The organism is Corallococcus sp. AB038B (genome assembly GCF_003668955.1).
GTDB lineage: Bacteria > Myxococcota > Myxococcia > Myxococcales > Myxococcaceae > Corallococcus > Corallococcus exiguus.
Genome location: NZ_RAWO01000048.1, coordinates 1 through 875 on the forward strand (window position 1 = coordinate 1; position 875 = coordinate 875).

The window sequence follows — 875 nt, forward strand, 5'->3', positions numbered from 1 at the left end:
CAGGTGGTGTCGCCGGAGCCGATGCTCACCCTGGAGCGCAAGGACCTCACGGGCTCGCCGACGGAAGAAGCGTGGCGCCTGGCGCGTGAAGCCGCGGCCCAGCCCTTCGACCTCGCGAAGGGCCCGCTGCTGCGCGCGTTGCTGCTGACGTCGGCACCGGGAGAGCACCTGCTCGTCGTGGTGGTGCACCACATCGTCTCCGACGGCTGGTCCATGACGCTGCTGGTGCGCGAAGTGGCGCTGCTCTACGGCGCGCTCGCGCGAGGGCAGGCGGCGCCCCTGCCGCCGCTGGGCATCCAGTACGCGGACTTCGGCGTCTGGCAGCGCGAGTGGATGCAGGGCCCTCGGCTGGAGAAGCAGCTCGATTACTGGAAGCGGCAGCTGGTGGGAGTGCCCTCCGCACTGGAGTTGCCCACCGATTTTCCCCGCCCCGCCACCCGCGACGGACGAGGCGCCCGGCATGACGTGCTGCTGCCGCGCGAGTTGACGGACGCGCTCAAGGCCCTGGCCCAGCAGGAAGGCGCCTCTCTCTACATGGCGCTGCTGACGGGCTGGCAGATGTTGATGGCCCGCTACTCCGGCCAGGAGGACGTCACCGTCGGCTCTCCCATGGCCGGCCGCACGCGCGGGGAGGTGGAGAGCCTCATCGGTCTCTTCGTCAACGCCCAGGTGCTTCGCACGCGGGTGACGGACACGGCGTCCTTCCGCACACTGCTGCGTCAGGTAAGGGAGACGGTGCTGGGGGCACAGGAGCACCAGGAGTTGCCCATCGAGCGCCTCGTGGAGGAGTTGAAGCCCGAGCGCATCCCGGGCCGTACTCCCTTCTTCCAGGTGATGCTCACCTACCAGGCCTCCTTCCGCGGCTCCGCCTCCGT

1 protein-coding gene is annotated in these 875 nt (G+C 69.8%); it reads left to right on the forward strand.

Annotated features, from left to right (window positions below; translation table 11 throughout):
• Positions 1–875, forward strand: an 875-nt coding sequence (locus tag D7Y04_RS42460; protein ID WP_233601850.1) for a condensation domain-containing protein, incomplete at both ends; no start/stop codon positions are given.